We start from the raw sequence: 25,285 nt of genomic DNA, 5'->3' as shown, positions 1-25,285 counted from the left end.
ATGTGGGCGATGTTTGACGTATTTCATCTCAATCGCCAAGAAAGGTCTCTACAAAATACGGTGACGCTCTCCCGTACGGCGGCGCGCCCCGGCTCATGCGGCGTCTTCATCGCCCGGCTCGGCCGCGGCGTCGCGATCCGTCGAGCCCGGCTCCTCCGCAGTCAGCGCAAAGCCATATTCCTTCATCTTGCGGTAGAGCGTCGAGCGCCCGATGCCGAGCTTGCGCGCCATGGTCGTCATGCGGCCGCGATAATGGGCGAGGGCAAAACGGATGGCCTCGGCCTCGAGCTGATCGAGCCGGCGCATCTCGCCGCCCTCATCGAGCAAGGCCAGAACATTTTGGTCGCGCATTCCGGTGTGCGCCAATTCGGGCTCGCGCCGCGCCGGAAGAGGCGCCAGTTCCGGAAGCGGGGGAATGCGCACGTCGAAGCCTTGAACTTGCGCCGCGATCTGGGGAAATTCCGCGACGGTCAATTCATCGCCGTCGGCAAGGACCACGGCGCGAAAGACGGCGTTCTCCAATTGCCGGATATTGCCCGGCCAATCATAGGCGGCCAGCAAATTCAGCGTCTCGGCGCTGAGCCCGCGCAGCCGTTTACCCTCTTCCGCCGAAAAACGGGCGCAAAGGCGGCGCGCGAGATCGCCGATGTCGTCGCGGCGCTGGCGAAGCGTTGGAACGCCGATCGGATGCACGTTCAACCGATAATAAAGATCCTCGCGGAAACGGCCGGCCTTGACGAGTTCGATCAGATCTTGCTTCGTCGCGCAAATGACGCGGACATCGACCTTGACCGGGCGCTTTGACCCGACGGGATCGACCTCGCCATCGCGCAGCGCACGCAAAAGGCCGCCCTGCGCGCTCAGCGGCAGTTCCCCGATATCGTCGAGAAACAGCGCGCCGCCATGCGCTTCGACGAATTTGCCGGGCTGCTTCTCCTGCGCTCCCGCGAAGGCGCCCTTTTCGTGCCCAAACAAAAATGGCTCGATGAAATCGCCGGGAAGCGCGCCGCATTTCGCCATCACGAAGGGGCGTCCGCGCCGGTCGGAAGCGCCATGAATCGCCCGCGCGACCAATTCCTTGCCGACCCCGGTTTCGCCTTCGAGCAGCACGGGAAGGGTTGATTTGGCGGCCCGTTCGCCAAGCCGCACGACGCGCTCCATTTCGGCGCTCCCGCCAGCGATGTCCCTGAACGATAAGGCCCCGCGCGCCTTGTCGCCGAGGCGGCGGACTTCGTCTTCGAGCGCGCCGAGGCGCAAGCCGTTCTTGATCGCGACCTGGAGACGCTCGGGGCCGACCGGCTTCACGACGAAATCGGCGGCGCCGGCGCGCATCGCTGAAATGACCGCTTCGATCGACCCGTTCGTCGTCTGCACGACGACCGGCACCAACGCATTCTTGTCGCGCAGGCGCCCGAGAACGCCCATGCCGTCGAGGTCCGGCATGACAAGATCGAGAATCAGAAGGTCGATCGGCGGTTCGTTCGCCGCCGCCATTCGTTTGAGCGCCGCCTCGCCGCCCGGCGCCGTCTCGGCGCCATAGCCGAAACGATGAACCAGAACCTCAAGGAGCTGGCGTTGAACGGGATCGTCGTCGACGATCAGAATTCTCGGGGACATGAGGCCTCGCGCGCGGGCTGGCCCCGGCGCCTCGGGGAGAAGCGCCGGGAGAAGCCGGTCCACAAATCAAAGAGTGAGGCGATACGCCCCGTCGCAGCCCATGCTGGCCGATCAGGGTAAACGCGATGTTAACGAAGCGAAAAAAGACTTACGCAAACATCGCTGCGAAGGCGCGGGGCCGGCCGATCAATCATCCGGTTTCAAGCCCTGCGCCTTCGATCGGTTCCAGAGCGCGTTCCGATCGAGTGGAGTCAATCGATCGATCAGAAATCGCTCCAGATTCAAAAACCTGAGCATATCCTTGTCGATCAGATCGAACCGATCTGATCGGAATGTGCTCCAGCGGTGGCGCGGCGCGCGCCTGCGACTAACGGCCCCCGCCGCCAAAATGCGTGAAGCGGTCGTCGTCATGGCCGCCTTCGCCTCCGCCCCGCAGCTCCGGCTGCACATAGGTCGGCAAGGTCACGCGGTAGACGAGGACGAGCGTATCGACATTGGCGCCCGTCGCATCCGCATAGGGCTGACCGACCATGCGGCCCTGCTGCGTGATGAAGTCATTGTCGCTGCCGATGAAGAGGAAATAATCATTCGGGGCCTTGCGGTCGCCGACCGGCGCGAGGGCGAGACTTTCCCATTTCTCGTAAAGGTCGTTCGCATTGTTCGGCAGGCCATTGTGCAGGTTGAATTTGTTCAGCTGCGCATTGTCGTTGATGTCGAGGAACTTCTGATAGGCGGCCGGCGTGATGGCGCTGTTCAGCACGCCGAGCGGCGCGACCGATCCGCCTGTCTGGTCATAGACGCCGCCGGCGATATTGGTCGCCTTTGAGATGTCGATGAGGTCGACGCTGCGATAGACGGAGGCGGGCGAAGCAGCTGTGAATCCGGCGCTGCTATCGCGGGCGAGGACGAGGAACTGATGATCGTTCAAAGCCAGAAGCTCGCTTTGCGCGGCGGTGAGAAGCTTCGTCTTGGTCGTCGTCTGGTCCTGATAGAGCGGCAGCTGCACGACATATTCGCCAACGAGCCTTGGCTTCTCGTCCCGCAGATCATAGGCGAGCAACCGCGTATTGTGACGCGTCGTCTTGACATTGGCCGGATCGAGATCCTGCGTCAGCGCGCTTTGCAGCAGAACGAAGAGCTTTTTGCGATCGGGGCTCATGGCCAGCCCCTCAAAGCCCTGATTGTCCTGCCGTCCGGCGACGGGCTTGCCGGGATCGGGATTATAGGTCACGCCGACGGGCGCGCTGTCCGATGAAAAACTTTCGACGAGCTGGCCTGAGGCGTCCTTGCGTTTCGGGATGAAGGCCTCTGGCGGCCGGATGACGTTGAGCAGCTTGCCGCCCAGCGTATAGTGATAGACATAGGGGCCATATTCGTCGCTGACCCAGACGGTGCCGTCGCCGGGGTGAACCACGGCTTCATCGTCGACGCTGATGTGCCCGTCGGAGCCGACCGGCAGGTCCGGGAAGCGCCGGGTCGCGGGCTTTGCCGCGGCGGGGTCGAGGCCGGTCGTCTCGCCGCCATTGAACAGGACCGAGGAGCGATAGCGCAGCGACAGCTGATTCTGGCTGACGGTGCTGGCGCCGTAGAACGGATTGAGCTTGATCTCGAACCGATGCAGCCGGCCGCGGAAATCGATCGTTCCCTGGGTGTTCCAGCCGCGATCGGGCAGCATGTAAAGCACGCCGCTATAGCCGCCGTCCCTGTCCTTTTGCCAACTCGAAAGGTCGAGCGCCATGCCGGAGCCAAAGCCTCCGAGCGTCTCATTATATTCGTCGAGGGCGTTCGAGGGGACGCGGGCGGCCCCGACGAGTCCCTTGTTGACGAAGGTCGCGCCTTCAAAGGCGACGGATTGAGCAAATGCGCCGCCTGCGCTGAAGGCGAGCAGGGCGATCGCCGCCACGCCGCGGCGCATCCATATGCCAGGCGCTGCGTGAACGGAGGACTTAAGCTGGGTTTTCATCGGGTCTCCGGATTTGTCCTGTGAAATGCAATCGCGGCGGCGCCGGTTGCGGCGCTCTGCAAGATCGGGCGAGACACTTAGGCTTGGCTGTGTGTCGGGCATATTACAAAGGCCGCGCTGGCGAGCCGCCGGACGGGAGCGCCTTACGGTTGATCTTGCCGCGTCCGCTCCGATATGAAGACAGTGGCCATCCTTCCCGCGCGCAAAGCCGCCGCCTCGTTAAAGATCAGGTCCGCCCATGTCCCCCATACGCTTTTTCCGGTCCATCGATAGCGTCCGCGCCGCGGCGGAAGCCGCGCGGCAAAGCGGCGAGCCAGTTGACCTTGGCGCCTTGCCGGAATGGAATCTCGCCGATCTTTACGCCGCTCCCGACGCCCCCGCCTTCACCGCCGATCTCAACTCTGCCGAGGCCGAGTGCAAAGCCTTCAGCGAGGCCTATCGCGGAAAGATCGAGGATCTCGCCAAGGATCAGAGCGGCGTCGCGCTCGCGGAAGCGGTGAAGCGCTATGAGGCGCTGGAGGAATTGCTCGGCCGCATCATGTCCTATGCCGGTCTCGTCTATGCCGGCGACACCTCGGACCCCGTCCGCTCCAAATTCTATGGCGACACGCAGGAGAGGATAACCGCCGCCTCCTCGCATCTCTTGTTTTTCGAACTCGAATTGAACCGGCTCGACGAAGGCGCGCTGGACAAGGCTCTATCCGAGGGACCGCTGGCGCATTACCGGCCGTGGATCGAGGACATCCGCAAAGGCAAGCCCTATCAGCTCGAAGACAAGCTCGAACAATTGTTCCACGAAAAATCCGTCACCGCCTATGGCGCGTGGAACCGGCTGTTCGACGAGACCATCACGGCGCTGCGCTTCGATGTCGACGGGCAGTCGCTGAGCATCGAGCCGGTGCTCAATCTCCTGCAGGATCAAAAAGAAGAGCTGCGCGAAAAGGCCGCCAAGGCGCTTGGCGGCGTTCTCAAGGAGAATGTGCGCACATTTACGTTGATCACCAACACGCTCGCCAAGGATAAGGAGATTTCCGATCGTTGGCGCGGCTTCAAGGACGTCGCGGATTCACGCCATCTCTCCAACCGGGTGGAGCGTGAGGTCGTGGATGCGCTGGTCAGCGCGGTGCGCGCCGCCTATCCGCGCCTCTCCCACCGCTATTACAGGCTGAAGGCCAAGTGGTTCGGCAAGCCGGCGCTGAAATTCTGGGACCGCAACGCGCCGCTCCCCAATGTTCCGGCCAAAACCTACCCCTGGGACGCCGCGCGTGAAGCTGTGCTTGGCGCCTATGGCGATTTTTCTCCGAAGATGGCCGGTATCGCGAAACGCTTTTTCGACGAGCGCTGGATCGACGCGCCCGTGCGGCCGGGCAAAAGCCCCGGCGCTTTCGCCCATCCGACCGTGCCCTCGGCGCACCCTTATGTGCTGCTCAACTATCAGGGCAAGCCACGCGATGTGATGACGCTCGCCCATGAACTCGGCCACGGCGTTCATCAGGTGCTGGCGGCGCACAATGGCGCCTTGATGGCGCCGACGCCGCTGACGCTGGCCGAAACCGCTTCGGTCTTCGGCGAGATGCTGACCTTCCGCGCCCTGCTCGCAAGGGCTGACACGGTCGCCGAGCGCCGCGCCATGCTGGCCTCAAAAGTCGAGGACATGCTGAATACCGTCGTGCGGCAGATCGCTTTCTATTCCTTCGAGCGCAAGGTGCATATCGAACGCCGCAACGGAGAGCTCACGGCCGAGCAGATCTGCGACTTCTGGATGAGCGAGCAGACCGAGAGCCTTGGCCCTTCGATCGAATTCACCGAGGATTACAGGGCCTATTGGGCCTATATTCCGCATTTCATCCATTCGCCTTTCTACGTCTACGCCTATGCGTTCGGCGATTGTCTCGTCAATTCGCTCTATGGCGTCTATCAGAAGGCGCAGGAAGGTTTCGCCGAGCGCTATTTCGCTTTGCTGTCGGCGGGCGGCGCGAAGCCCTATGGCGAGCTTCTGGCGCCTTTTGGCCTGGACGCGCGCGATCCCGCCTTCTGGCAGATCGGCCTTGGCATGATCGAGGGGCTGATCGCCGAACTGGAGGCGCTGGAGGGGAAGGCTTGACGTATTGAGCGGCGCTGGAACGGCCGTTCAGGCGCCCTCATCCCGAGAAACCGCAACAGCAGCGTCTCCAAGAAGGAGAAGACGGTGCTCGTCCGGGGGACGCACGAACCGGGTCCGGGCCTGCCATGCGTCACGCCGCGGCGGAAAATTCCTCGAAAGCGGCGATCGCATTGGCGGCGTACATCAAGGATGGGCCGCCGCCCATATAAACCGCCATCCCCAGCATTTCTTCGAGCTCAAGCTTGGTCACGCCGAGTTTCACCAAAGCCTGGACGTGAAAGCCGATGCAGGCGTCGCAGCGGGACGCGACCCCTAAAGCCAGCGCGATCAGCTCTTTCGTTTTTTTGTCAAGGGCGCCGTCCTGAGTTGCGGTGCGCGCCAGATCGCTGAAGCCCTTCATCACCTCGGGCAGATCGGCGCGCAAGGTGGCAAGGTTCTTGGAGACCCCCTGGGTCAGCTCCCGGTAAGTCGCGGCGGAAAGGCTCATGTGCATAAACTCCTGAGGCGCGGTTGCGAAAAGGCGCGGCCTTTTCGGATCGGATCACACGATGGCCACGCCGCCATCTTCCTCTCATATAATATATTGTGATATAATATATTGCAATAAAATATTTTCTAGTATAATGACAGAAGGCATGAACGAGAGCAAGGCGTCGATCGACGTCGCAAAAATGCGGGCCGCCGCCCACGGCGCGACGGCCTTGCTGCGCGTCCTCGCCAACGAGGACCGGCTCTTGTTGTTGTGCCAGATGACAGAGGGCGAAAAATCAGTCGGCGAGCTGGAGACGCTGCTGGATATCCGCCAACCGACGCTGTCGCAACAATTGGGCGTGCTGCGGACGGAGGGACTGGTGACGACGCGACGGGAAGGCAAGCGGATCTATTACGCCGTCGCCGACCCGAAGGTGTTGTCCGTGCTGAACGCTTTTTACGGGTTGTTCTGCCCGAAGGATTAGGGCGCGGGCGCCGGCTCTCGCGGCCGCGCGCTTACCGCACGAAGCCCAAAATATCCTTCACCGCCGCCATATTCTCCCGTGCGATCAGTTTGGCCCGCGCCGCGCCGTCCGTGAGCACGCCGTCGATATAGGCGGCGTCATCCTTGAGCCGCTTCATCTCCGCGCCGATCGGGCCGATTTTCGCCACCGCCAGATCGACCAGCGCCGATTTGAACGCCGAGAAATTGGCGCCGCCAAATGTCTTCAAGACCTCCGGCTTCGTCTCGCCGTTCAGGGCGGCATAGATGCCGACAAGATTGTCGGCCTCGGGGCGTTTCGCAAGGCCCTCGACATCCGACGGCAACGGCTCCGGATCGGTCTTCGCCTTTCGCACCTTCTGCGCGATGGCGTCGGCGTCGTCGGAAAGATTGATCCGCGAATAATCGGAAGGGTCCGATTTCGACATTTTCTTCGCGCCGTCGCGCAGGCTCATCACACGCGTCGCCGGGCCTTGAATGAGAGGCTCGGGCAGCGGGAAAAAAGCCTCGCCATGACCATTGGCCGCGATCGACGCGGCGTAGTCGAGATTGAACTTCTGCGCAATATCGCGCGCGAGCTCAAGGTGCTGCTTCTGGTCCTCGCCGACCGGCACGTGGGTTGCGCGGTAGAGCAGGATGTCGGCCGCCATCAGGCACGGATAGGCGTAAAGCCCGACCGAGGCGTTCTCGCGGTCCTTGCCGGCCTTCTCCTTGAACTGCGTCATGCGGTTCAGCCAGCCCATGCGCGCGACGCAATTGAACACCCATGCGAGCTCCGCGTGCTCGGCGACCTGGCTCTGGTTGAAGATGATATGCTGGCTCGGATCGACGCCGGACGCGATGAAGGCCGCCGTCACCTCCCTTATGCTCGCCTTCAGCTCGAGAGGGTTTTGCGGCACAGTGATGGCGTGCAGATCGACGACGCAATAGATGCAGTCGTGCGTGCGCTGCAATTCGACGAATTTGACGATCGCGCCGAGATAATTGCCAAGGTGCAGGTTGCCCGTCGGCTGGACGCCGGAAAAAACCCGTTCTGCGAATTGCGCCATGTGCGAGGGCTCCCGGCAATTGACATTTTCCACGAAGGCGCCGGGCTATCGCAAGGATTTGCCGCCAAGGCAAGCGCCCGGGCGAAAAGGCCGCCCAAATCCGAGCCGGGCGCCCTTTTTGATGAAACGGCTGATTAGAGAATAAACCGGCTGAGATCCGCGTTTTTCGCCAGATCGCCGATGTTTTTCTCCACAAAAGCCGCGTCGATGACGATTTTCTCGCCGAAGCGGTCCGCCGCCGTGAAGCTGACGTCATCCAGCACGCGCTCCATGACGGTCTGGAGGCGCCGCGCGCCGATATTCTCAACGGAGGAATTGACCTGCGCCGCGATCTTTGCCAGCGCATTGACGGCGTCCGGCGTAAAAACCAGTTCGACGCCTTCCGTGCGCAGCAGCGCCTCATATTGCTTGATGAGGCTGACCTCCGTCTCGGTCAGAATGCGGCGGAAATCATCCTCCGTCAGCGGCGCAAGCTCGACCCGGATCGGCAGACGCCCCTGCAATTCCGGCAAAAGGTCCGAGGGTTTCGACACATGGAAGGCGCCAGAGGCGATGAACAGGATATGGTCGGTTTTCACCACGCCATGCTTGGTCGGAACGCTCGCGCCCTCGATCAGCGGCAACAGGTCGCGCTGCACGCCTTCGCGCGAAACATCGGCGCCGCCGCGCCCCTCCCGCACGCAGATCTTGTCGATCTCGTCGAGGAAGACGATGCCATTGTTCTCGACCTCCTCGATCGCTTCACGCACCACGGCGTCCTGATCGACGAGCTTGTCGCTCTCCTCGGTGATCAGGGGCGCCGTCGCATCCTTAACGGTGGTGCGGCGAGGCTTGGCGCCCTTGCCGAGCGCCTTGCCAAAGATATCGCCGATCGAGATGGCGCCGATCTGCGAGCCAGGCATGTTGGGCAATTCAAACATCGGCAGGGACGACCCGCCCCCTTGCGCGAGTTCGATCTCGATTTCCTTGTCGTCGAGTTCGCCGGCGCGCAGCTTTTTGCGAAAACTGTCGCGCGTCGCGGGCGAGGAGCCAGGACCGACGAGCGCGTCGAGAAGCCGGTCTTCCGCCGCGAGTTCGGCTTTGGCGCGGACAAGCTTGCGTTTTTCATCCCGGATCATCGCAATCGCCGTCTCGACGAGGTCGCGGATGATCTGCTCGACATCGCGGCCGACATAGCCGACTTCGGTAAATTTCGTCGCCTCGACCTTTAGGAAGGGCGCCCCTGCGAGCTTGGCGAGGCGGCGCGAAATCTCCGTCTTGCCGCAGCCTGTGGGGCCAATCATCAAAATATTCTTGGGGAGAACTTCATCGCGCATCGAACCTTCGAGGCGCAGGCGGCGCCAGCGATTGCGCAAAGCGATGGCGACCGCGCGCTTGGCGTCGTGCTGCCCGACGATGAAACGGTCGAGTTCGGAAACGATCTCGCGGGGAGAAAAATCGGTCATAACAGCCCAATCATCGGCAAAGCTTCTCGATCCTGCCCGAACCTCAGTTTGAGGCAATCGATTCGATCACGAGGTTGCGGTTGGTGTATACGCAAATCTCCGAGGCGATCTCCAGCGAGCGCCGCGCGATCGCCTCGGCCTCGAGGTCTGTCGCGAGCAAGGCCCGCGCGGCGGCGAGCGCGTAATTGCCGCCCGAACCAATGCCCATCACCGAGCCGCGCTCGGTCGCTTCCGGCTCCAGAACGTCGCCATTGCCGGTGAGCACCAGCGCCGTCTGCTTGTCGGCGACGAGCATCATCGCCTCGAGCCGGCGCAGATAGCGATCCGTGCGCCAGTCTTTTGCGAGTTCGACGCAGGAGCGCATGAGTTGGCCGGGGTACTGCTCCAGCTTGGCCTCCAGCCGCTCGAACAGGGTGAAGGCGTCGGCGGTCGCGCCCGCGAAACCGCCGATGACCTCGCCCTTGGCGAGCCGGCGCACCTTTTTGGCGTTGCCCTTGACGATGGTCTGCCCGATCGAGACCTGACCGTCGCCGCCGATGACCGTGCGGCCGTCTTTCTTGACCAGGATGATCGTCGTCGCGTGCCAGGAGTCGCGAGATGAGTCCGAACCGGACGGGAATTGCTGCATTTTTGGGTTTTCTGTGGAGGGGCCGGTTTGGCAGGGAAGCCTACCCCCATCTATGGGTTCGCCGGAGCGGATGCAAGAGAGAGCGGCCGCGGGCGAAGCTGCGAGCGCCATTCACTCAATTGATGAAGCGCCAAAACGGGTCTATCCTTGAAGAGCGCCGGGATGCGTCGCCTCGAACTTATAAAAAAAGGGCGCAGCGCCCGTTCCCGACCAGCCCTTTCGGGGGAGAGCCGGCATGCGTTCGCCCGTCGAAGCCGTTTTGCTCAGAGTGTTCGTTGCGGAGAGCGACCATTTTCATGGCCGCCCGCTCGCGGAGGCGATCTTCATGAAAGCTTTGGAGCGGAAAATGGCCGGCGCGACCGTGCTTCCAGGACCCGAGGGTTTTGGTCACGGGCGCCGCATTCACTCGCAGATCAACGTCGACGCGGCCCCCTGCTCGCCATTGATCGTCGAGATCGTCGATACGAGGGAGAAAATCGACCAATTCCTTCCCGAGGTGGATGAAATGGTCGAGACCGGCCTCGTGACCCTGGAAATCGTCCGGGCGATTTCCTTTTCGCCAGATGGAGCTCTTGCCGGGCGCTAGACAAGACTATGCTCAAGCTTTTGAAACTGGAGCAATTTCTGATCAACCGAATGACTCCATCCGATCGGAAAGCACTCTAGCGCAGGCGGCAACACAAAGAAGGGGCGCTTGCATGGACCTTCCGCACGACGCCGTTTTGCTGCGCATCTTCACCAGCGTCTCCGACCGTTCCGGCCTCGATCCCTTGTATGACGCCATCGTGACCAAGGCGCGGGAGATGAACCTTGCCGGCGCCACTGTCTTGCGAGGCTGTCTCGGCTTTGGCCATTCGGCCAAGCTTCACCAGCCTCATTTGTCGCCGCTGCGCCAAGATTATCCGGTCGTCGTCGAAATCGTCGACGCCGAGGAGAAGATCAACGCCTTCCTTCCCGTTCTCGACGAAATGATGGAAAGCGGACTCGTCACGCTGGAGAAGGCGAAGGTTTTGCAATACGGACGCCAGCGCGCCGGGCTGGCCCAGCGCATCAAGGAGCATTTCCTGGGGCATGCGCACTGAAGGGCGCCCCGACGCGGCAAGCGGCCCCCGGGGAAGCTTCGGCTGCGGCGGCGCGAGGCGAGGCCGATTGCCCGGCGCCCGCCTGCTCGCAGGCTCCTTCATTTTCCCGCCGCCACACGCGATAATTGTGTGTTAAGATATTTGTGCTTGTCGCGCTTGAGGCAAAGAGAGACGTGTTCACGCCGGCTTTCGTCCAGGCCCTCGGCATTGGCGGAAAGATGGATCTCATCGTCCTTATTCTTTTCGCCGTGGCCATCGGCGCCATCTATTTGCTGATCATCCGGCCGCTGCAAAAGCGCGCCCGGGAAAACACAGGCGCCAGCCCCGCCGGTTCCGCAGTTCTTCAATCGGGGGACACGAAACCGGCAGGTTCGTCCGCGGAAGAATTTGGCCAGAACACTACGCTATCGACAACTGGAGCAGCGGCGATGGAGGATGGCGCAGATATCGAGTCGCTCATGTCGGCTGTACGGGATCAAGCCGTCGAACTGCGTTGCGAGCACGCGAAAACCGTTTCAAATTTGTCGTTGAGTTTCGACGTGCTGACGAATCGTCTTGCGACCATCGAACCGCTTCTCGCCAAGGCGATGGAGGCGGCCGGCAAAAGTGAAGCCTCCGTTGCGCTCCTCACAGCTTCAAATGACGAGTACAGGCACAAGCTGGCCGAAGCCGAGCGCGACCTTGGCTATTACCGGCCTCTGGCGATGAAGCTGGACGATGACCTTCGCATAGCCCGCAATCATCTCACGGAAACGGAACGAAAGTTCGCGGCTCTCGAGAGCGACTACGCGAAGACCCAGGGCGCCGCCAACGAGCTTTTCCAGAAAATGGCTTCCGCCGAATTGGCGCGTCAGCGCGCGGCCGAAGAGAATGTTGCGCTGGTTCAGAGGCTGAATGAGCACGATTTCACAATCCAATCGCTGTTGCGCGAAACCGCGGTCCTTAAATCGGAGACGGTTTCCGTTGCCAGCGATCTCGAGCGGGCGGAACGGGAATCGAAGTCTGTCGCCGAGAAATATGCGGTTGAGCTCGAGGGCGCCAGCAGGGCGAAGGCGGCTTTGAACTCGCTGCAGGCCGAGTTCAGTCAATTTCGAAAGGACAGCGCCGCGCAGATTGAACAAATCGAAGAACGCGAAAGAGCTTTGGCGGAGGCTCTCTCGATAAAGGAAAAACAATTCTATGATTCCGAGATCAAGCAGTCAGCCTTGAACTCCAAGGTGGATTTTCTCACCCGCACAAATCAGCGCCTGCGCGAGGATCTGCGAAGCCATCTCGACCATATTGGAAACCTTGAAGCCTCAAACCGGAAGCTTCTGGATTTGCTTGCGCGCAATTCGGCCGCCGACGAGCAGGAAGTCGACACGAGGGATTTGGCGACTGCGGGCCGCACCGCTCCAAAGCTGCGCGCGGTGTCCGACACGCAAACGGGCGCCAGCGTATCGACGAAAGCGCTCCCGCCCGATCGCTCATGATGGTCAAGAGCCGGAGGGTTTCCGCACAATCCTCCAGGGGCCGTGTCGAAGGTTATCCTCGCGGGCGCGCCCGGCATGTGGCGGAAAGCAAAGTTCGACAAGAGATATCAAAAGCTAGCCAATCCGTCCCCGACTTGCTAGAGCAGCGGCATATTTCGCACCGGGTCCCAAAAATGCGCGCCGCCGCCGTCTCACGTAAAACCAAAGAGACCGAAATCGAAGCGTCCGTCGATCTCGATGGGACGGGCGCGGCTAAAATTCAGACCGGAATCGGCTTTTTCGATCACATGCTGGAGCAGCTCGCGCGCCATTCGCTGATCGATATGGCGATTTCCGCAAGGGGCGATCTGCATATCGACCAGCATCACACCGTCGAGGATACAGGCATCGCGCTGGGGCAGGCGATCCGCAAGGCGCTTGGGGACCGCGCCGGCATCACCCGCTACGCCGACGCCCTTCTGCCGATGGACGAGACCCTGACCCGCGTCGCCATCGACGTCTCGGGACGTCCTTTTCTGGTGTTCAAAACCAGCTTTCCGCGCGAAAAAATCGGCGAATTCGACACGGAGCTGGTGCGCGAATTCTTCCAGGCCTTCGTCATGAACGCCGGCATGACGGTTCACGTCGAGACTTTATATGGCGAGAACGCGCACCATATTTCGGAATCATGTTTCAAGGGCCTCGCCCGCGCTTTGCGCCTTGCGATAGAACAGGATCCACGCCAGAAGGGGGCCATTCCCTCCACCAAGGGAACGCTCGCGGGGTAGGCTGGCGCCGGTTTTTTGGAGCCATGCGGCCTCAAGCCCTCAGGCCAGGGAGATCGCGAAGCGATCGCCTCGAAGCAGACGGGCGACGCTGAACGCGCATTGGCTCTTCTTTCGGGGCGCAGGCTTCGCCCTTTCCTCACAATGAGGGCGGAGCCTCCGGGCGGGGTTTGCCCAGACGAATACGTCAGGGCGCGATTACGTTAGAGCATATTCCGATCAGATCGGTTCGATCTGATCGACAAGGATATGCTCAAGTTTTTGATCTGGAGCGATTTCTGATCGATCGAATGACTCCATTCGATCGGAAAGCGCTCTAGAGTAAGGGAGCCAAAAACACATGGCCGTCTTTTCGGTCCATTTGCCGGGTGAGGACGTCGCGCGCATTGGCGAGGCCGCCTTCGTGCGCGAAGGTTTTTGCGCGAGAGCCTTCGTCTTTGGCCCGTTGTGGCTGCTGCGGCGCCGGCTCTGGCTTTGGGCCGGGCTGTGGTTCGCGGCCTTCCTTCTCCTTGTGCTTCTCGGCGCGGCCGGCGCCCTGTCCTTCCTGGCCATTCTGACGCTTCTCTTTCTGCTGCAGCTGCTTTTGGGACTCGAAGCGAACCGGCTCATTGAAGGACGGCTCTGGAGCCAGGGGTATAATTTGGCGGAAATCATCGCCGCGCCCGCTCTCGATCAGGCTGAGATGGTTTTTTATCGTCAGTTTGGCGCGAACGAGCCGCCGCCCGCGCAGAGCAGCGCGCATCCGGCGCAGATCCACGCCTCTGCGCCGGCTTCGCCCGTTCTCGGCAGCCTGCCCGAGCCAGAGGCGCGCCGGTGAAGGTTGCGATCGTCGATTATGGCTCGGGCAATCTGCATTCCGCCCAAAAAGCCTTCGAGCGCGCCGCACGCGAGGCCGGGCTTGCCTCCGCCATCGAAGTGACGCCCGATCCGGCCACGGTCGCGGCGGCGGACCATATTGTCCTGCCGGGCGTTGGCGCGTTTGCCGATTGCCGGCGCGGGCTTGAGGCGCTTCCCGGCATGGTCGAGGCGCTGAACGAGGCCGTGCTGAAAAAGGGCCGCCCGTTTCTTGGCATTTGCGTCGGCATGCAGCTGCTGGCGACGCGCGGGCTGGAGCATGGCGAGACGCCCGGCCTTGGCTGGATCGAGGGCGAAGTCGACGCGATCGAGCCGAACGACCCGGCCTTGCGCATCCCGCATATGGGCTGGAACACGCTGGATCTTGCCCGCGAGCACCCGGTGCTAAGCCATATCCCGACCGGCCCCACGGGCCTGCACGCCTATTTCGTGCATTCCTATGCGTTCAAGCCTGCACGGCCGGAGAGCGTCATCGCCGCGACCGACTATGGCGGCGCCGTCAGCGCCCTGATCGGGCGCGACAATATCGTCGGATCGCAATTTCATCCCGAGAAGAGCCAGACCCTCGGGCTGGCGCTGATCGCCAATTTTTTGAGGTGGCGGCCATGATCCTTTTCCCCGCCATCGATCTTAAGGGCGGACGCTGCGTGCGTCTCGAACAGGGCGACATGGCCAAGGCGACGGTATTTTCCGCCGACCCGGGAGCGCAGGCTGAAAGCTTCGAACGGCAGGGCTTTGTCTACCTTCATGTCGTCGATCTCGACGGCGCCTTCGCCGGCGAGCCCAAGAACGCCGAGGCCGTCGAGGACATTCTCGCGAGGGTCAGGATGCCGGTGCAGCTCGGCGGCGGCATCCGCAATCTCGCGACCATCGAAGCCTGGCTCCAAAAAGGAATTTCCCGCGTCATCATCGGCACCGCGGCGGTGCGCGATCCTGACCTTGTGCGCGAGGCCGCAAGGCTTCATCCGGGCAGGGTCGCGGTGGGCATTGACGCGCGCGACGGATTGGTCGCCGTCGAAGGCTGGGCCAAGAGCTCGGAGCTGAACGCGCTCGAACTCGGCCGGCGCTTCGAGGACGCGGGCGTTTCCGCCATTATTTATACCGACATTGCCCGCGACGGCATTTTGCAGGGTCTCAATATGGAGGCGACGCTGGCGCTGGCGGAGGCCGTCGACATTCCCGTCATCGCCTCCGGCGGCCTCGCCTCGCTCGCCGACGTCGAGCGGCTTTTGCAGCCAGATTGCGCCAGGCTTGCCGGCGCAATCACCGGCCGCGCGCTCTATGACGGAAGGCTCGATCCGGCCGAGGCTCTGGCGCTGATCGCGCGGGCGGGCGCCGATGCTTAAATCCCGCATCATCCCCTGCCTCGACGTCAAGGATGGCCGCGTCGTCAAGGGCGTTAATTTCGTCGATCTGCGCGACGCCGGCGATCCGGTCGAATGCGCCATCGCCTATGACGCGGCCGGCGCCGACGAACTGTGCTTTCTCGACATCACCGCGAGCTCCGACGATCGCCCGATCCTTCTCGATGTCGTGCGGCGGACGGCCGAGGCCTGTTTCATGCCGCTGACCGTCGGCGGCGGCGTCAGAACTCTCGACGACATTCGCGCGCTTCTGCTTGCCGGCGCGGACAAGGCCTCGATCATGACGGCGGCGGTCGCCAATCGCGGCTTCGTGCGCGAGGCGGCGGAAAAATTCGGCAGCCAATGCGTTGTCGTGGCGATCGACGCCAAACAGACGGCGCCCGGAAAATGGGAGATTTTCACCCACGGCGGGCGCAAGCCGACCGGCCTCGACGCCATTGACTACGCGAGGGAAGTCGTCTCGCTTGGCGCCGGCGAAATTCTTCTGACGTCGATGGACCGCGACGGCTCGAGGAGCGGGTTTGATCTCGCCCTGACGCGCGCTGTCACCAACGCCGTCAACGTGCCCGTCATAGCGTCCGGCGGCGTCGGCGAACTGCGCCATCTGGTCGAAGGCATCAGCGAGGGCGGGGCGACGGCCGTGCTCGCCGCCTCGATCTTTCACTTCGGCGAATTCACCATCGCCGAGGCAAAGCATTATATGGCCAAATCCGGATTGCGGATGCGGCTGGATGGACTAGGGTAAACGCTTCCGATATCAGGACAAATGGATGAAGCCGTTCAGCCTTGATGACCTAGCCGCCATCATTTCCGCGCGCGGAAACGCCACTTCGGCTGCGTCCTACACCAAGTCGCTTCTCGACGCGGGTCCAGCCCGCGCCGCCAAGAAATTCGGCGAAGAGGCGGTGGAACTCGTCATCGCCGCGATTGAGGGCGAAAAACAGGCGATCGTCAGCGAAAGCGCCGACGTTCTCTACCATCTCCTGGTCTTGCTGCGTCTCGGCGATGTTTCCCTGAGCGAGGTGCTGGACGAACTTGAGCTTCGAACCAGCCAGTCCGGACATCAGGAAAAAGCCTCCCGCCAGAGCGTCTCACGATGACGCCTCCCGTCGATTTGAAGTTTCCGCCCCAGGCGGGATCTGAAGAGCATATGTTCGCCGGACTGTCGGAGGGCCTGGTGATGGATGAGCGCGCCGCCGCTGGAGCCGCCGAGGTTCTTTTATCGCCCTATCATCGTTTCAGCCGCGCCGAATGGGCGGCGCTGCGGGCCGATACGCCGCTCACCTTGACGATCGACGATCTGACGCGGCTGAGATCCTTGAACGATCCGATCTCCCTCGAAGAAGTCGTCGCGATCTATCTGCCGCTGTCGCGCCTCCTCGCGCTCTATGTCGCCGCGACGCAGGGCCTCTATAAGGCGACGCAGCGCTTCCTCGGCGCCGATGGCGGCAAGACGCCTTATATCATCGGCATCGCAGGCTCCGTTTCGGTCGGCAAGTCGACCCTCGCCCGCGTCATGCAGGCCCTGCTCTCGCGCTGGCCGAATACGCCAAAGGTCGATCTCGTCACCACGGATGGATTTCTGCATCCGAACGCCATGCTCGAGAGCGAAGGCCTGATGCAGAAAAAGGGCTTTCCGGAGAGCTATGACGGCACCGCGCTCCTGCGCTTTCTCTCGGACGTCAAGGCCGGCAGGCGCCATGTCGAAGCGCCCGTCTATTCGCATCTGACCTATGACGTCGTTCCGGGTGAAGCCATCGTCGTCGATCGCCCCGACATTCTCATTGTCGAAGGGCTCAACGTCCTGCTGCCCAATCGGCCGGCGAAGGACGGCAGAGGGCTGCCTTTCGTTTCCGACTTTTTCGATTTTTCGATCTACCTGCACGCCGCGGAGAGCGATCTCGAACGCTGGTTCCTGGGGCGCTTCATGCGGCTGCGGGAAACCTCGTTTCGCGATCCGCAATCCTATTTCAGGAAATACGCCGATCTCAGCGGCGCCGAGGCCGAGGCGGCGGCGCGCGGCATCTGGACCCGGATCAACCTCGCCAATCTGCGCGAAAACCTTCTGCCGACCCGCGCGCGCGCAAGCCTTGTCCTGACCAAAGGCTCCAGCCACCGAATCGAGGAAGTCGAGCTGCGCAAGCTTTGAACGGAGCGCGTTCGAAGGCGCGCCGCCCCGCCTTGCGGCCCATTGCGCAGCGTTAAGGTCTTGACCTTCGCAAAACTCTCGTCAGAGTCCGCCCCGGTTGGAAAGACCCGCGCACGAGGTCTTGAACCCCGGGGAAACGCAAAATGCTCAAGACGCTGATTTACGCCACAGCCATGGCCGCCGTCGCAGCCACGCCCGCGCTGGCGCTCAAAGTATCGAAATCTATCGAGATAGCCGCGCCGCCCGAAAAAGTATGGGAGACGATCGGCGAGTTCTGTGGCATTGCCGACTGGCATCCGGTTGTCGAGAAATGCGAGCTCTCGACGAGGGGCGAAACGCAGATCCGCACGCTGAGCCTCAAGGGCGGCGGCTCGATCGTCGAGGAACAGGTGTCCCGAAACGACCCGAATATGAACTACACCTATAAAATCATCGAGAGCCCGCTCCCCGTCTCGGACTATGAATCAACGATCAAGGTGACGCCGAGCGGCGAAGGCTCCAAAGTGACATGGTGGGGCGAGTTCAAGGCCAAGGGCGCCGACGACGCCAAGGCCGAAGAAACCATAGGCGGCGTTTACGAGGCGGGCTTGAAAGGCATCGCCGACGAGGTCAAATAGGCGCGCCCGCCACAACTGGCGGAATTTTGCGAGCGCCTCGGGGCAATTTCAGCGCCCTGAGGCGTTGGCGTTCTTCCAAACCATGATTGAAAGCCCTAGCGATGGTTGCGAGCCGGGGTTATTTCTATAGACCAAAGCTCCGGGAACGGCTCGCCGGACACCCGCTGGCGTCGAAGGACGCCGACGCGGCTGACGCCTCCGGTTGATGATCCGGACGGATACTGCGGTAAGGAATAGGGATGGCATGAGAACTCTCGTCGGCGGCAAAGAAAAGTTCGCCATAACCCTGACCGTTCGCCGCGAAGGGATCGTCATTGCGCGTGCATCGCTGCGCCCGGGCAGGCTCCGCCTGGATTAGGCGCGGCCTCGCATCGCTCTTTCATTCCACCTTTATCTTCGACCTTGCGGATGACTTTTGCCAACATTTGCAGGTGGCGGGATAATGATTTCGCGCCAGGAATTACCGTCTCATGAGTTTATTGGTTCCGGCTACTCCCGACGAGGTGGCGGCGAGCGTCGCGGAAGCGGCTCAGCTGCGCACGCCGCTCTCCATCAGCGGTCTCGGCTCAAAGGCGCAGCTTGGCGCGCCCTGGAACGCGGCGCGGCGGCTCGATCTTTCCGCGCTGAAGGGCGTCACCATGTATGAGCCAGAGGAACTTGTCGTTTCCGCGCTGGCGGCGACCCCGATCGAGGACATTGAGGCGATGCTCGCCGCCAAGGGTCAGGAGCTCGCCTTCGAGCCGATGTCCTTTGGCGCGCTCTATGGGACGGGGCCAGGCTCCCTCGGCGGCTGCCTGATGGCGAACGTTTCCGGTCCGCGCCGGATCAAGGCCGGCGCCGCGCGCGATCATGTGCTTGGCGTCAAGGGGGTCAACGGCCGAGGCGAAGCCTTCAAAGCGGGGGGAACCGTCGTCAAGAATGTCACGGGTTACGATCTCTCGCGCGGTCTTGCCGGGTCGTTCGGCACGCTCGCGGTCGTCACCGAACTGACCTTCAAGGTGCTGCCCCGGGCGGAAACCACGGCTACGCTGGCGCTGGCGGGCCTCGCCCCAAAACGCGCGGTCGAGGCGCTTTGCCTTGCGATGGGGGCGCCGGTCGACGTTTCGGGCGCGGCGCATTTGCCGTCTTTCGCCGCCAACGCGCTTGGCTTTGCGGGTCCCGTCACGCTTTTACGGCTCGAAGGCTTCGCTCCCTCCGTCGATGAACGCTTCGATCGGCTGGCCTTGAGCCTCAAACCCTTCGCCAAGGCCGAACGCCTTGACGGCGCGGCCTCCATCGCTTTGTGGCGCGCAATCCGCGACGTCGCACCGCTCGCTGAGCCGCGTGACAAAATCATCTGGAAGATTTCAGTCGCTCCCACGGCCGGGCCGCCGGTCGCCGCGACGATCGGCAAGGTCTATCCGGGCGAGGCTTTGTTCGACTGGTCGGGCGGTCTCGTGTGGCTCGCGCTCACGCCCGATTGCGGGCCCGATTCCGGCGCGGAGCTGATCCGCGGCGCCATCGCCGTTCACGGCGGCGGCCACGCGACTCTCGTGCGCGCGCCGGCCGAAGTCCGGGCTGCGACGCGGGTGTTTCAGCCCCAGCCCCCGGCGCTGAAAGCCTTGTCGCAGAGATTGAAAGCAGAATTCGACCCGTTCGGCATTTTGGAGCCGGGACGGATGCAGGCCGAGGTTTGACATGCAGACGCATTTTTCTTTGGCCCAGCTGGCCGATCCGGGCATCGCTGAATCGGAAACGATTCTGCGCAAATGCGTGCATTGCGGCTTCTGCACGGCCACCTGTCCGACCTTCGTGCTCCTCGGCGACGAACTCGACAGCCCGCGCGGCCGCATCTACCTCATCAAACAGATGCTGGAAAATGACCGGCCGGCCGACGTCGAGACAGTGACGCATGTCGATCGCTGCCTCTCCTGCCTCTCCTGCATGACGACCTGCCCCTCCGGCGTCAATTATATGCATCTCGTCGACGAGGCCCGCATCCGCATCGAAAAAACCTATGCCCGTCCCCTGCCCGACCGCGCGCTTCGCGCCCTGCTCGGCTTTATTCTGCCTTATCCGTTCCGCTTCCGCATCGCGCTGCGGGGAGCCGCGCTCGCCGCGCCGCTGAAGCCGATCCTGTCCCGCTTTGGCCAGCTTGGCGATCGAATGGGCGCGATGATCGCGCTCGCGCCGCTGCGCCTGCCCCCGCGTTCGACCTTTCCGGACGCCGGCGAGATCAAACCCGCAGGCCGCAGACTCGCCCGCGTCGCGCTGCTCGGCGGCTGCGCCCAAAAAGTGCTGCGGCCTGGCATCAATGACGCCACGATCCGGCTGCTGACCCGCGTCGGCGTCGAGGTCGTGCTGCCGAAAAACGAAGGGTGCTGCGGCGCGCTGGTGCACCATCTCGGCCAAGAGGAGCACGCCCTCGCCGAGGCGCGTCACAATGTCGACGTGTGGACGGCCGAGATCGAGCGCGGCGGCCTCGACGCCATCATCATCACGGCCTCAGGCTGCGGCACAGTCATCAAGGACTATGGCTTCCTCCTGCGCAATGACCCCGCCTACGCCGCCAAGGCCGCAAAGGTCTCGTCCATCACCAAGGACGTCACCGAGTTTCTTGGAACGCTGAAGCTGCCGGAGCCCGTCAACCGGCCGGGCCTTACCCTCGCCTATCATTCGGCCTGCTCCATGCAGCATGGCCAGAAAATCACGACACTGCCGAAGCAGCTTCTGACCGCCGCCGGCTTCAAGGTGCGCGACGTGCCGGAAGGGCATCTTTGCTGCGGATCGGCCGGCACCTACAACATCCTGCAGCCGGAGATCGCGGCGCAGCTTCGCGACAGAAAAATCGCCAATATCCTGACAACGGAGCCGGACGCTGTCGCAACGGGCAATATCGGCTGCATCACACAAATCGGCCGCGGCCTTGGCCTTCCCGTGCTGCACACCGTCGAATTGCTGGATTACGCCTATGGCGGCCCGAAGCCCGCCGGGCTGGCGTCCCTTGGCTGAGCCGGCAGGCAAAACCGGCGTAGAGCCAGTCCTCCGAGGTCTCATAGAGTCCGGCCGTGGTCCATCACGGCGAGCGCGAATTTGCAGCTGTCCGCGTCGATGACGCGCTCCTTGGTGAGCGGATTGACGCCGCCATCAGCAAGCGTCGCGCCCATCGCTCCAGGATTGACCATCGGGTTGGTGCGGCCGTCATCGCCGCGCCGTTTGCGGCGGCGCAGCGCCGGCAAATCACTCCGCCGCCGCAGCCGGCGGCGGGGCGTAAGCCAGCCACAGCGCCTTTGCGCCAAGGCCGTCGACGAAAGCCTGATGCGCGCTGAGTTCGCCGGGCGTCAGCCTCGGCGCCAGAGGTTCGGGCCGCTGCGTCAGCAGGACGAAGCCGGAGTCCTCCGACGCCCTCAGCCCTGCGCTGAAAACCAGCGCCGTCTGCCGCCCGCCGCAAAGTTCGGCATAGACTTCGGCCAGAATCTCGGCGTCGAGCAAAGCGCCGTGCCTGGTGCGCCGCGAGGCGTCAACGCCAAAACGCGCGCAGAGGGCGTCGAGGCTGTTCGAGGCGCCTGGAAATTTACGCCGGGCGATAGCCAGAGTGTCGATGACGCGCTCCGAGCCGATGGGCGCGACGTCGAGCCGCGCCAGCTCGGCGTTGAGGAAGCGCATGTCGAATTCGGCGTTGTGGGCGACGATCTTGGCGTCGCCAACGAAATCCAGGAAAGCGGCGCTTATTTCGGCAAAAAGAGGCTTTCCGCTCAAAAATTCCAGCGAAATCCCGTGCACGCGGAAGGCTTCATCCGGCATGTCGCGTTCGGGATGGATATAGACGTGGAAAATCTGGCCCGTTGGGATGGCGTTCAGAAGCTCGATGCCGCCAATCTCAACGACGCGATGTCCCTGCGCCGGGTCCAGGCCGGTCGTCTCTGTGTCAAGAACAATCTCTCGCACCGGAACTCCTCAAGAGCGGTCCGCGCCGGCGGCCGCGCCAAGCGCGCGAAGGATGCCGCGCACCTGATTTTCGGCTGCCGCCATGCCTTTCGACGTGTCGATGACGAATTGCGCCCGGCGCCGTTTTTCGGCGTCCGGCATCTGTTTCGACATTATGACGGCAAGCCATTCGGCCGTCATGCCCGGGCGCTGGCAGACACGCTGCTTTTGCACAGCTTCCGGCGCCGAAACGACGACGGTCGCGTCGACCTCCCTGTCGGCCCCGGTCTCGAACAGCAAAGGCACGTCGAGCACGATGAGCTTTTCCCCGGCGCGCGCGGCCTCACGCACGAAACCGGCGCGGTCTTCGCGCACGAGAGGGTGAATGAGCTGTTCCAGCCGGGCCATCGCCGCGGGATCATCCCGCACGCGCGTGCCGAGCAGGGCCCGGTCGACGACGCCGTCGCGCGTCACGCCCGGAAAAGCGTGCTCAATGATCGGCGCGGCCTTTCCTTCATAGAGCCGGTGCACCGCGGCGTCCGAATCATGGACCGGGATTCCCTCCTTACGAAAGATCGCCGCGGTCGTCGTCTTTCCCATGCCGATCGAGCCGGTCAGGCCGAGAACAAACATCAGATGCTCTTCAACGCATCGGCCTCGACGAGACGCCGCAAATCCGCCGTGACGCCGGGCCTCAATCCGAACCATCGCTCAAAGCCGGGCGCGGCCTGGTGCAAAAGCATGCCAATTCCAGAGACCGTGCGCAGCCCCCTAGCTTGCGCCCGGCGAATGAGGGCGGTCTCCAGCGGGAAATAGACAATATCGTTAACGACCGCGTCGTCCGGCAGGCCGCCAAGCTCGATCTCGAGGGGCGGCTGGCCTTTCATGCCAAGCGAGGTGGTGTTGACAAGCAGCCCGGCGCCTTCGAGCGATGAAGGAAGTCTCGCCCAGTCGATCACCTCGACGCCGGCGGAAAAATGCGTCGCAAGAGCTTCCGCCCGCTCCCTTGTCCGGTTGGCGAGGATAACCCTCCTGGAGCGCCGCAGAAGACCATAGACGACCGCCCGGGCCGCGCCCCCGGCGCCGAGGACAACCGCATCGCCGCTCGCCGCATCCCAGCCCGGCGCGTCCTGATCCAAGGCCGCCAGAAAACCTTCGACGTCGGTATTATCGCCATAGAGCGCGCCGTCCTGCAGCCAAAGCGTATTGACCGCCTCGAGCTTTGCCGCGGTCGCGCTCGCGCGATCGACGCGCTCAAAGGCTTTCTGCTTATGCGGCAAGGTCACGTTTCCGCCGACGAAGCCGTTGACCGGAAGGTCGCGCATGAAATCCGAAAAATCCGGCGGCGCCACCGCGATCGCCTCATAGCTCCCTTGAATCCCGAACTGTTTCAGCCAGAACCCGTGGATGATCGGCGAACGTGAATGCGCGATCGGCCAGCCGACGACAAAGGCTTTTGGTTTAAGGTTAATGCTCATGCCTGAAGGCTGCCCTCCGCGCGCAGAAAATCGAGGAGGGGCAGAAGCGGAAGCCCCAGAATGACGAAATGATCCCCCTCGATCCTCTCGAAGAGATGAACCCCGAGGCCTTCCAGCTGATAGGCGCCGACGCTGCCGAGCACGGCGTCTCGCGCCTCATCGAGATAGGCCGCGATGAAGGCGGCCGAAAGCGGCCGCATCGTGAGCCTTGCTGCGGGGACCGCCTCAAACAGGATCCTCTCTTCCACGACCACGCAAATCGCCGAGTGAAGCTCATGCGTTTTTCCCGCGAGCGCCTCGAGCTGAACGCTGGCGGCGGCGCGGTCTTGCGGCTTGGTGAAAAGACGCCCTTCGCAGGAAAGCGTCTGATCCGCGCCGATCACCATCTGGCCCCGCGCACGCGCGCCGGCTGACAGAGCTTTTTTCCTTGCAAGATGAAGCGCAATCGTGGCGGCGCCGGCGCCCGCCTGGCGCAACGGCGCCTCCACGGCGCGCTCATCGATCGAAGCGTCGCAGCTCTCGAACGGAATTCCCGTCGCCGTCAACAGCGTCCGCCGCGCAGCGCTTCTGGAGGCAAGGAGAAGCGGCGTAGGGCCGCGCCATAGCGCGCTCATGCGGCGGAAATGAATTTCAGCTTATGCAGCTTGTGCAGATCGATAATCGCCGCGGCGGTCTCCTCGATGGAGCGTCGCGTGACGTCGATCGTCGGCCAGCCATGTTCCTCGAAAAGCTTGCGGGACTGTGCAACCTCCTCGGCGACGAGACGGCGGTCGACATAGGGCGATTCGGGATCGGCGTGGAGAGACAAGAGCCGATTAGCCCTGATCTGGACGATTCGCTCGGGCGAAGCCAAAAGCCCGACGACGAGCGGATTGCGAAGCTTTTCGATTGACTTCGGCAAGGGCGTATTCGGCACGAAGGGCAAATTGGCGGTTTTGACGCCGCGATTGGCGAGATAAATGCTCGTCGGCGTCTTCGACGTACGGCTGACCCCCATCAGCACCACATCCGCGGCCTCATAACTTTCCGACTGCTGACCATCGTCATGCATCATGGTGAAGTTGAGGGCGTCGATACGCCGGAAATAATCCGCGTTCAGCATGTGCTGCGCGCCGGGGCGCGGCTTCACCGCCGGCCCGATATAGGACTCAAAGAGGGTCATGATCGGCGCCAGCACGGAAAGACAGGGCGCTCCGATCCGCGTGCAAGCCTCGGTGAGGCGCTGGGCGTGCTGCGGATCAACGAGCGTGAACAGGACCATGCCGGGCGCCGCCTCGATCTCGGCGATCGCCTTGTCGAGCTGCGCCACGCTGCGCACCATCGGATAGACGTGTTCAAGCGAACATATGCCCTGATATTGCGCCGAGACGGCCCGGCTCGCCGCGATGAGAGTCTCGCCGGTCGCGTCGGAGACGAGATGCAGATTGAAATGGTGCCGCGCCATCATTGCCTCCCCAAACCTTCCTGGCCCTCATTTCTCGGCGGGGCGCATTGCTGAGGATAGGAGTGGATAAAGGCCGCGCAAGCCAGAAATGCAATCAAAATCTCGGCAAAGCGGCTGAAACGCTCAACAGGCGCCGGCCTTTGGACAGGCGGCGTCCCGAAGCTGTGGATGGCTGGCCGAACGGCAATAGCCTGTGTCCGCGTTCACGGCGAAAGGCCGCTAGCCCGACTGAATCGTTAAGAGAATCTTAACCGCTTTACAGCCTGATCGCCCCGGTGAATTCCGGGAATAACACGCGCGACAATAATGTGATTGTGGAAATCACTGCGCCAGCCTAATCGGTACCCCAATATGAATAAGAAAAAGTTAATTAGA

The 25,285-nt window shown here is 62.7% G+C and carries 27 protein-coding genes; 15 read left to right on the top strand and 12 right to left on the bottom strand.

All coding sequences use genetic code 11. From position 1 onward, the window contains the following. Positions 1-93: 93 nt before the first annotated feature. The gene (locus tag MPC4_RS20470) at positions 94-1,617 is read right to left on the bottom strand and encodes a sigma-54-dependent transcriptional regulator (RefSeq protein WP_174514166.1); all 1,524 of its coding nucleotides are present in this window, start codon (positions 1,615-1,617) and stop codon (positions 94-96) included. A 367-nt stretch (positions 1,618-1,984) separates the two neighbouring features. Continuing rightward, complete coding sequence (locus MPC4_RS20465; RefSeq protein WP_174514165.1) at positions 1,985-3,580, bottom strand: esterase-like activity of phytase family protein; 1,596 nt, start codon at positions 3,578-3,580, stop codon at positions 1,985-1,987. A gap of 238 nt (positions 3,581-3,818) precedes the next feature. Between MPC4_RS20465 and MPC4_RS20460 the strand changes: the two genes are divergently transcribed. Further along, positions 3,819-5,684: a M3 family oligoendopeptidase gene (locus tag MPC4_RS20460; RefSeq protein WP_174514164.1), complete on the top strand. Its 1,866-nt coding sequence runs from the start codon at positions 3,819-3,821 to the stop codon at positions 5,682-5,684. Between the two features lie 130 nt (positions 5,685-5,814). Here MPC4_RS20460 and MPC4_RS20455 read toward each other — a convergent pair whose 3' ends face one another. Next, complete coding sequence (locus tag MPC4_RS20455) at positions 5,815-6,171, bottom strand: carboxymuconolactone decarboxylase family protein (RefSeq protein WP_174514163.1); 357 nt, start codon at positions 6,169-6,171, stop codon at positions 5,815-5,817. Positions 6,172-6,319: 148 nt separating this feature from the next. Here MPC4_RS20455 and MPC4_RS20450 point away from each other — a divergent pair, with 148 nt between their 5' ends. Beyond that, the gene (locus MPC4_RS20450) at positions 6,320-6,640 is read left to right on the top strand and encodes an ArsR/SmtB family transcription factor (protein WP_174514162.1); all 321 of its coding nucleotides are present in this window, start codon (positions 6,320-6,322) and stop codon (positions 6,638-6,640) included. Between the two features lie 31 nt (positions 6,641-6,671). Here MPC4_RS20450 and trpS read toward each other — a convergent pair whose 3' ends face one another. The 3 genes from trpS to hslV all read right to left on the bottom strand — a co-directional run bounded on the left by trpS (position 6,672) and on the right by hslV (position 9,779). After that, positions 6,672-7,706, bottom strand: coding sequence for a tryptophan--tRNA ligase (gene trpS, locus MPC4_RS20445; RefSeq protein ID WP_174514161.1), 1,035 nt, complete (start codon positions 7,704-7,706; stop codon positions 6,672-6,674). A gap of 134 nt (positions 7,707-7,840) precedes the next feature. Further along, the gene (hslU, locus tag MPC4_RS20440) at positions 7,841-9,151 is read right to left on the bottom strand and encodes an ATP-dependent protease ATPase subunit HslU (protein WP_174514160.1); all 1,311 of its coding nucleotides are present in this window, start codon (positions 9,149-9,151) and stop codon (positions 7,841-7,843) included. 43 nt (positions 9,152-9,194) lie between these two features. After that, on the bottom strand, positions 9,195-9,779 hold the full coding sequence (gene hslV, locus MPC4_RS20435; RefSeq protein ID WP_134490428.1) for an ATP-dependent protease subunit HslV: 585 nt from the start codon (positions 9,777-9,779) through the stop codon (positions 9,195-9,197). Positions 9,780-10,014: 235 nt separating this feature from the next. Here hslV and MPC4_RS20430 point away from each other — a divergent pair, with 235 nt between their 5' ends. The 13 genes from MPC4_RS20430 (at position 10,015) to glcF (ending at position 21,073) form a co-directional block, all read left to right on the top strand. Continuing rightward, positions 10,015-10,365, top strand: a complete 351-nt coding sequence (locus MPC4_RS20430) for a DUF190 domain-containing protein (protein WP_174514159.1) — start codon at positions 10,015-10,017, stop codon at positions 10,363-10,365. 112 nt (positions 10,366-10,477) lie between these two features. After that, positions 10,478-10,861: a DUF190 domain-containing protein gene (locus MPC4_RS20425; RefSeq protein WP_134490434.1), complete on the top strand. Its 384-nt coding sequence runs from the start codon at positions 10,478-10,480 to the stop codon at positions 10,859-10,861. A 173-nt stretch (positions 10,862-11,034) separates the two neighbouring features. Next, positions 11,035-12,333 carry a hypothetical protein gene (locus MPC4_RS20420; RefSeq protein ID WP_174514158.1) on the top strand — a complete coding sequence of 433 codons (1,299 nt, stop codon included), beginning with the start codon at positions 11,035-11,037 and terminating at the stop codon, positions 12,331-12,333. A gap of 173 nt (positions 12,334-12,506) precedes the next feature. Continuing rightward, entirely contained in the window at positions 12,507-13,100 is a 594-nt protein-coding gene (gene hisB, locus MPC4_RS20415; protein ID WP_174514157.1) for an imidazoleglycerol-phosphate dehydratase HisB, read from the top strand. A gap of 337 nt (positions 13,101-13,437) precedes the next feature. After that, positions 13,438-13,914 carry a DUF2628 domain-containing protein gene (locus MPC4_RS20410; RefSeq protein WP_174514156.1) on the top strand — a complete coding sequence of 159 codons (477 nt, stop codon included), beginning with the start codon at positions 13,438-13,440 and terminating at the stop codon, positions 13,912-13,914. Beyond that, a complete protein-coding gene (gene hisH / locus MPC4_RS20405) occupies positions 13,911-14,561 on the top strand; it encodes an imidazole glycerol phosphate synthase subunit HisH (RefSeq protein ID WP_174514155.1) in 651 nt (216 codons plus the stop codon). The genes MPC4_RS20410 and hisH overlap by 4 nt, the downstream gene beginning before the upstream one ends. Further along, on the top strand, positions 14,558-15,298 hold the full coding sequence (gene hisA / locus MPC4_RS20400; protein WP_174514154.1) for a 1-(5-phosphoribosyl)-5-[(5-phosphoribosylamino)methylideneamino]imidazole-4-carboxamide isomerase: 741 nt from the start codon (positions 14,558-14,560) through the stop codon (positions 15,296-15,298). Before hisH ends, hisA begins: the two co-directional genes overlap by 4 nt. Then, complete coding sequence (gene hisF / locus MPC4_RS20395) at positions 15,291-16,061, top strand: imidazole glycerol phosphate synthase subunit HisF (protein WP_174514153.1); 771 nt, start codon at positions 15,291-15,293, stop codon at positions 16,059-16,061. Before hisA ends, hisF begins: the two co-directional genes overlap by 8 nt. 25 nt (positions 16,062-16,086) lie before the next feature. Beyond that, the gene (locus MPC4_RS20390) at positions 16,087-16,416 is read left to right on the top strand and encodes a phosphoribosyl-ATP diphosphatase (protein ID WP_174514152.1); all 330 of its coding nucleotides are present in this window, start codon (positions 16,087-16,089) and stop codon (positions 16,414-16,416) included. A gap of 80 nt (positions 16,417-16,496) precedes the next feature. Further along, positions 16,497-17,465: a type I pantothenate kinase gene (gene coaA / locus MPC4_RS20385; RefSeq protein ID WP_244629139.1), complete on the top strand. Its 969-nt coding sequence runs from the start codon at positions 16,497-16,499 to the stop codon at positions 17,463-17,465. Positions 17,466-17,608: 143 nt separating this feature from the next. Continuing rightward, positions 17,609-18,082: an SRPBCC family protein gene (locus MPC4_RS20380; RefSeq protein WP_174514151.1), complete on the top strand. Its 474-nt coding sequence runs from the start codon at positions 17,609-17,611 to the stop codon at positions 18,080-18,082. Positions 18,083-18,552: 470 nt separating this feature from the next. After that, positions 18,553-19,758: an FAD-binding protein gene (locus tag MPC4_RS20375; protein WP_174514150.1), complete on the top strand. Its 1,206-nt coding sequence runs from the start codon at positions 18,553-18,555 to the stop codon at positions 19,756-19,758. Position 19,759: 1 nt separating this feature from the next. Next, complete coding sequence (gene glcF / locus MPC4_RS20370; RefSeq protein WP_134490452.1) at positions 19,760-21,073, top strand: glycolate oxidase subunit GlcF; 1,314 nt, start codon at positions 19,760-19,762, stop codon at positions 21,071-21,073. Positions 21,074-21,114: 41 nt separating this feature from the next. Here glcF and MPC4_RS21650 read toward each other — a convergent pair whose 3' ends face one another. From MPC4_RS21650 to MPC4_RS20340, 6 genes are read right to left on the bottom strand one after another with little or no spacing between them, the layout of a single operon-like run. After that, positions 21,115-21,300 carry a hypothetical protein gene (locus MPC4_RS21650; RefSeq protein ID WP_342343647.1) on the bottom strand — a complete coding sequence of 62 codons (186 nt, stop codon included), beginning with the start codon at positions 21,298-21,300 and terminating at the stop codon, positions 21,115-21,117. 1 nt (position 21,301) lies between these two features. Continuing rightward, positions 21,302-22,009, bottom strand: a complete 708-nt coding sequence (gene dnaQ, locus MPC4_RS20360; protein ID WP_134490454.1) for a DNA polymerase III subunit epsilon — start codon at positions 22,007-22,009, stop codon at positions 21,302-21,304. A 9-nt stretch (positions 22,010-22,018) separates the two neighbouring features. Beyond that, complete coding sequence (coaE, locus tag MPC4_RS20355; RefSeq protein WP_174514149.1) at positions 22,019-22,621, bottom strand: dephospho-CoA kinase; 603 nt, start codon at positions 22,619-22,621, stop codon at positions 22,019-22,021. Further along, complete coding sequence (locus tag MPC4_RS20350; RefSeq protein WP_174514148.1) at positions 22,621-23,466, bottom strand: shikimate dehydrogenase; 846 nt, start codon at positions 23,464-23,466, stop codon at positions 22,621-22,623. The genes coaE and MPC4_RS20350 overlap by 1 nt, the downstream gene beginning before the upstream one ends. Then, complete coding sequence (locus tag MPC4_RS20345) at positions 23,463-24,080, bottom strand: Maf family protein (RefSeq protein ID WP_174514147.1); 618 nt, start codon at positions 24,078-24,080, stop codon at positions 23,463-23,465. The genes MPC4_RS20350 and MPC4_RS20345 overlap by 4 nt, the downstream gene beginning before the upstream one ends. Beyond that, positions 24,077-24,910, bottom strand: coding sequence for a pyruvate, water dikinase regulatory protein (locus MPC4_RS20340; RefSeq protein WP_174514146.1), 834 nt, complete (start codon positions 24,908-24,910; stop codon positions 24,077-24,079). Before MPC4_RS20340 ends, MPC4_RS20345 begins: the two co-directional genes overlap by 4 nt. Positions 24,911-25,285 lie beyond the last annotated feature (375 nt).

It is taken from the genome of Methylocella tundrae (assembly GCF_901905185.1).
GTDB classification, from domain to species: domain Bacteria; phylum Pseudomonadota; class Alphaproteobacteria; order Rhizobiales; family Beijerinckiaceae; genus Methylocapsa; species Methylocapsa tundrae.
This window is presented reverse-complemented; position numbering and strand designations above follow the sequence as displayed.

Coding starts and splice junctions, on each gene's coding strand:
- MPC4_RS20470 (WP_174514166.1), bottom strand. CDS start 1,617: ATGTCCCCGAGAATTCTGATCGTCGACGACGATCCCGTTCAACGCCAG.
- MPC4_RS20465 (WP_174514165.1), bottom strand. CDS start 3,580: ATGAAAACCCAGCTTAAGTCCTCCGTTCACGCAGCGCCTGGCATATGG.
- MPC4_RS20460 (WP_174514164.1), top strand. CDS start 3,819: ATGTCCCCCATACGCTTTTTCCGGTCCATCGATAGCGTCCGCGCCGCG.
- MPC4_RS20455 (WP_174514163.1), bottom strand. CDS start 6,171: ATGAGCCTTTCCGCCGCGACTTACCGGGAGCTGACCCAGGGGGTCTCC.
- MPC4_RS20450 (WP_174514162.1), top strand. CDS start 6,320: ATGAACGAGAGCAAGGCGTCGATCGACGTCGCAAAAATGCGGGCCGCC.
- trpS (WP_174514161.1), bottom strand. CDS start 7,706: ATGGCGCAATTCGCAGAACGGGTTTTTTCCGGCGTCCAGCCGACGGGC.
- hslU (WP_174514160.1), bottom strand. CDS start 9,151: ATGACCGATTTTTCTCCCCGCGAGATCGTTTCCGAACTCGACCGTTTC.
- hslV (WP_134490428.1), bottom strand. CDS start 9,779: ATGCAGCAATTCCCGTCCGGTTCGGACTCATCTCGCGACTCCTGGCAC.
- MPC4_RS20430 (WP_174514159.1), top strand. CDS start 10,015: ATGCGTTCGCCCGTCGAAGCCGTTTTGCTCAGAGTGTTCGTTGCGGAG.
- MPC4_RS20425 (WP_134490434.1), top strand. CDS start 10,478: ATGGACCTTCCGCACGACGCCGTTTTGCTGCGCATCTTCACCAGCGTC.
- hisB (WP_174514157.1), top strand. CDS start 12,507: ATGCGCGCCGCCGCCGTCTCACGTAAAACCAAAGAGACCGAAATCGAA.
- MPC4_RS20410 (WP_174514156.1), top strand. CDS start 13,438: ATGGCCGTCTTTTCGGTCCATTTGCCGGGTGAGGACGTCGCGCGCATT.
- hisA (WP_174514154.1), top strand. CDS start 14,558: ATGATCCTTTTCCCCGCCATCGATCTTAAGGGCGGACGCTGCGTGCGT.
- hisF (WP_174514153.1), top strand. CDS start 15,291: ATGCTTAAATCCCGCATCATCCCCTGCCTCGACGTCAAGGATGGCCGC.
- MPC4_RS20390 (WP_174514152.1), top strand. CDS start 16,087: ATGAAGCCGTTCAGCCTTGATGACCTAGCCGCCATCATTTCCGCGCGC.
- coaA (WP_244629139.1), top strand. CDS start 16,497: ATGGATGAGCGCGCCGCCGCTGGAGCCGCCGAGGTTCTTTTATCGCCC.
- MPC4_RS20380 (WP_174514151.1), top strand. CDS start 17,609: ATGCTCAAGACGCTGATTTACGCCACAGCCATGGCCGCCGTCGCAGCC.
- MPC4_RS20375 (WP_174514150.1), top strand. CDS start 18,553: ATGAGTTTATTGGTTCCGGCTACTCCCGACGAGGTGGCGGCGAGCGTC.
- glcF (WP_134490452.1), top strand. CDS start 19,760: ATGCAGACGCATTTTTCTTTGGCCCAGCTGGCCGATCCGGGCATCGCT.
- coaE (WP_174514149.1), bottom strand. CDS start 22,621: ATGTTTGTTCTCGGCCTGACCGGCTCGATCGGCATGGGAAAGACGACG.
- MPC4_RS20350 (WP_174514148.1), bottom strand. CDS start 23,466: ATGAGCATTAACCTTAAACCAAAAGCCTTTGTCGTCGGCTGGCCGATC.
- MPC4_RS20345 (WP_174514147.1), bottom strand. CDS start 24,080: ATGAGCGCGCTATGGCGCGGCCCTACGCCGCTTCTCCTTGCCTCCAGA.
- MPC4_RS20340 (WP_174514146.1), bottom strand. CDS start 24,910: ATGGCGCGGCACCATTTCAATCTGCATCTCGTCTCCGACGCGACCGGC.